This window comes from Candidatus Aquarickettsia rohweri, assembly GCF_003953955.1.
GTDB classification, from domain to species: Bacteria; Pseudomonadota; Alphaproteobacteria; order Rickettsiales; family Midichloriaceae; genus Aquirickettsia; species Aquirickettsia rohweri.
The window spans coordinates 1-3,079 of the sequence record NZ_RXFM01000120.1; the positions used below are offsets into that span (position 1 = coordinate 1).

Consider the following 3,079-nt stretch of genomic DNA (forward strand, 5'->3'; position numbering starts at 1 on the left):
CTACAAGAATTCTGTGCCATTTATAAAATGTACTTCTCGGCACATTCTTTTGCTTACAAAATTCATATTTACTTACATTACTTTTTTTATATTCTTCTACTAGCTCTTTCCATTTTTCATTACTTATTCTTTTTTTCTTTTTTTCTAATAGCATCATTAGCCTCTATTTTTTTAGGCTTTTGTTCTACCACTTATTTTTATTCTTGCCTAGATGCCCTTATTTTAGCGCTTACATATTTTTTGCCATTAGTATACTCGTCATTTCCAATATATTTTGCCTCATATTTATTTAAAAATTCCTCTAAAGTCATCTTACTAATTGCAATTCCAAATGGTGTTGGAGATGGTTTAGTATTTGCTGCTTTTATGAAAAATTCTTCTGCTTTTTTATAATCTTGCTTTACTCCAATGCCATTATTATATCTACGTCCTAAATTATTCATGGCTGTGTCATTACCAAGCTCAGCAGCTTTTTCGTAGTATGTAATGGCTTTAGCATAATCTTGTTTAACGCCTCTTCCGAAATCATAATCCAAAGCTAGCTCTAAATAATCTTTATCAGTTTTTTTATTACTAGGTGATTTAGTTTGAGTGGTGTTTGAATTATTATTTTTTTCATCTTTGTCGTTATCGCATGCAACTAGTGATATTAAAATTAGAAATACAAACGAATAGAATTTTGAAATTTTAAGTTTTTGCATAAAGTTATTCCTAAACAATTTATTTATATTTGATATATAGTTTATTAGGTGTCAATAAAAATTTAAAACAAACTAATTTGATATAGCAAATATATTTTTGAAATTAAATTATAAATAATTATATAGTTTAGTGCCATTTTTCCTGAGCCAAAGACATTGTTCCTTATAATTTGGGTATATTTTTTCAACTAATTTCCAATATTTTTTGCTGTGATTCATTTCTTTTAAATGGCATAACTCATGCACAACTAAATATTCAACAACCTCTATAGGTGCAAAAATGATTCTCCAGTTGAAATTAAGATTTTTTAAGGAAGAGCAGCTTCCCCATTTAGTTTTTAGATCTTTGATAAAAATTTTCTTATAGCTAAAGTTATGTTTATTTGCGTAAAATTGACATAACTCATTAATCTTATCTGTTATAATATTAATAAATAATTGCTTTAAGGAATTATTAATATCTTGTTTCATGCCATAAACTTTAATTATATCGCCTTCAATTTTTGCATACTTCATTAATCTACATTCAGCATGAACAACATCATAATATTTGCCAAAAATAGGGTATTGATTTTTATTTGCTTGATCATTTATATTAGTTATATTTCTTAATTTGTTTTCAATCCATTCTTCTTTGTTAATTAAGAATTTATAACCAACTTTTAAAGGCACCCAAAGTGGTATTACTAACTCAACTTTTTGATTTATAATTTTAATTGCAATATTTTTTGCTTTTTTGCTTTTTCTTATATTGACATTAAATTGCTGAATTAAGTTGTTAATTTTACTCATTTATAAGCTATTTTAAAAATAATGATTTTAACATACTTCCTGAATAATTAAAATCTTACTAACTTTGATGTAATTTACACATCATATATGGTTTATAAGCATGTCTTTTAATATTTTTGATAATTCAACAAGTTTTAAAATTGGTAAATTATTAGGTAATATATTAAATAAGAAAATATTTAAAAATGAAATATTAATTAATACGGAAGGTAAAAGATTAGAAGATATAAACGTTCAAACGGTAAAATATGGTAAAGAGATACCTATTGTATATGGCAAAGTTAAATTGGCTGGAAATATTATATGGGATTCAGGTTTAAAGGAGTTAAAAAAAATAATAACTAAAAGCAGTAATACTTCTAATCAAGAAATTAAATATAATTACACAAAATATGAATATAAAATTTCACTTGCCATAGCATTATGTGAGGGTGAGATAGATTATATATCAAGGATTTGGATAAATGATATTATTATAGATAAGTCGTTGTATAATATTAGATTTTATAGGGGTTCAGAAGACCAAATGCCAGATCCCGTAATTGAGAAAATTGAGGGTAAGGGTTATACAACTGCATTTAGGGGAATTGCATATGTTGTATTTAAGGACTTTCCAATCTCTAAATTTAAAAATAAAATTCCTAAATTTCATTTTGAAGTTATTAAGAATGATAATTCAAAAAATCCTGATAACTTACAAAATTTAATTAACTCAGTTGTTATTATACCAGGTAGTGGTGAATATGTTTATGATACCACAGTTCAGACTAAATCTTATTATAAAAATGAACCTTATGAATATGAAGAAGTTAAGATAAATTGTAATACAGAACATGCTAAAGCTGATTCCTTGGTTTCTCTTGATCAGTTAAAAGATACTTTGCCAAATGTAAAATAGGTTTCTCCTGTTGTAAATTGGTACGCTACTGATATCAATTCAGGAAATTGTAAAATATTACCTGGTGTAGAATTTAAAGATGAAAAGACAAAGATTACTCCTGATGAGTGGCAAGTGTCCAATTATAATCGGAAACTTGCTCATATAATTTTACAAAAAAACAATCATCCCATTTATGGTGGCACAATAAATGATAAAAGTATCACTAGATATTTAGAAGAGCTCAATAATAAGGGTTATTTAATTATGTTTTACCCTATGCTTTTGATAGATAGTTATGAAAAACCATGGAGGGGTAGAATGTATGTAAATGATGCAAAAGATATAGAGAATTTTTTCGATGGGGAGAATGGTTATAATAAATTTATTTTGCATTACGCTAAACTTGTTAAAGGCAAAGTAAAAGCATTTTTAATTGGTTCAGAAATGGTTGAGCTTACAAAATTTAAAACTAGTGATAATAAATTTTTGGTTGTTGATAAACTCATTGATTTGGCAAAACAGGTTAGGGGAATATTAGGTAAAAATGTGATGATTTCATATGCTGCAGATTGGAGTGAATATCACCACACTGATGGTGGATGGTATTTTTTAGATAAGCTATGGGCATCTGAATATATTGATTTTATAGGAATTGATGCATACTTTCCTTTAACAAGTAATGACAAAACTACATATGATATAAATG

At 26.4% G+C, this 3,079-nt stretch carries 5 protein-coding genes; 2 read left to right on the forward strand and 3 right to left on the reverse strand.

Annotated elements, in window-relative coordinates:
* The 3 genes from tnpA to EIC27_RS06545 form a co-directional block, all read right to left on the reverse strand.
* Window positions 1–157: IS66 family insertion sequence element accessory protein TnpA (tnpA, locus tag EIC27_RS08475; RefSeq protein WP_410519448.1), on the reverse strand; the 157-nt coding region annotated here is incomplete at its 3' end.
* 40 nt (window positions 158–197) lie between these two features.
* The gene (locus EIC27_RS06540) at window positions 198–701 is read right to left on the reverse strand and encodes a tetratricopeptide repeat protein (protein ID WP_126045253.1); all 504 of its coding nucleotides are present in this window, start codon (window positions 699–701) and stop codon (window positions 198–200) included.
* Between the two features lie 108 nt (window positions 702–809).
* Window positions 810–1,493 (reverse strand): M48 family metallopeptidase, encoded by a 684-nt coding sequence (locus tag EIC27_RS06545; protein WP_126045254.1) that lies wholly within the window; start codon window positions 1,491–1,493, stop codon window positions 810–812.
* A gap of 100 nt (window positions 1,494–1,593) precedes the next feature.
* On the opposite strand from EIC27_RS06545, the gene EIC27_RS06550 reads away from it, so the two are divergent.
* Both EIC27_RS06550 and EIC27_RS06555 read left to right on the forward strand, forming a co-directional pair.
* Window positions 1,594–2,391 (forward strand): hypothetical protein, encoded by a 798-nt coding sequence (locus tag EIC27_RS06550; RefSeq protein WP_126045255.1) that lies wholly within the window; start codon window positions 1,594–1,596, stop codon window positions 2,389–2,391.
* A gap of 114 nt (window positions 2,392–2,505) precedes the next feature.
* Window positions 2,506–3,079: baseplate megatron protein TIM-barrel domain-containing protein (locus EIC27_RS06555; protein ID WP_205702362.1), on the forward strand; the 574-nt coding region annotated here is incomplete at its 3' end.